Origin of the sequence: Synechococcus sp. R55.7 (assembly GCF_047461955.1) — a bacterium.
In the GTDB taxonomy this organism is placed as follows: Bacteria; Cyanobacteriota; Cyanobacteriia; order Thermostichales; family Thermostichaceae; genus Thermostichus.
In genome coordinates this window covers 1-848 of record NZ_JANSIC010000425.1, presented here as the reverse complement: position 1 = coordinate 848, position 848 = coordinate 1, and the positions used below count along the sequence as shown (strand labels likewise).

The 848-nt window shown below is 56.7% G+C and carries 1 protein-coding gene; it reads right to left on the bottom strand.

Features of this window, described 5'->3' with window-relative positions; all coding sequences use genetic code 11:
* On the bottom strand, positions 1-759 hold a 759-nt coding region (gene cpdA, locus NW820_RS12915), incomplete at its 3' end, for a 3',5'-cyclic-AMP phosphodiesterase (RefSeq protein ID WP_414407710.1).
* Positions 760-848: the final 89 nt, after the last annotated feature.

Genomic DNA, 848 nt, shown 5'->3' with positions numbered 1-848 from the left:
AGCAGCTCCCACCCGTTGAACCTGAGTTTTGAAGCTGCCATCTCGCTCCAACCATATCTGCCTCAGGGCAGGGGGAATTACCTCCAGGCCAAACTGGGGGCTCTTGGGACGAAATTGCACACAGGTTGAGGGACAAGCCAGGTAATCAACCCCCTCCCGCCGGCGGTGCAGGTCTTGGTGAATATGGCCGAATACAACGAGGCGGATGTGGTCGAACTCGTCCAGAACCCCAAACAACCGCTCCGGCTGCTGCAGGGCACTTTGATCCAGCCAGGCAGAATCCACCGAAAAAGGGGGATGGTGCAGGGCCAACAAAACATGGTGTTGGGCAGCTTTGCTCCGCTGCAATTCCTGTCTCAGCCACAGCAGCGTGCGCTCCGTCAGGTAACCGCTATCTTTGCCGGGCACGAGGGAGTTCAACAAAATAAAGCTCCAATTTTCCCGGCTGAAGCTCTTGTCCCCAAATAGCCGCTCGGCATGAAGCTCTTGGTTCATGGTGTGCAGGCGATCGTGGTTGCCTGCCAACCAGTAAGTATCGATGGGGAGAGCCTGCAAATGGGCTCTCAAACGGGCGTAAGATGCCGCACTGCCATCTTGAGAGAGATCTCCGGTAAGCAGCAGCAGATCCGGCAAGGGATCCAGAGCGGCAATGGCCTTTTGCACCTGCAGGAAAGAGGCTTCCGTGTCCACCCCCAGCAGCCGGTGATGGGGCTTGGCAAACAGATGCAGGTCGCTGATCTGAACCACGTATACGGTCATAGAGCAGGCCCAAGAGGGTGGGATCCCATCTCCGCAGGTTTAAAACACTACCGTTTTACGTTTTAACACCAGATGGCCCGGCTGGAACC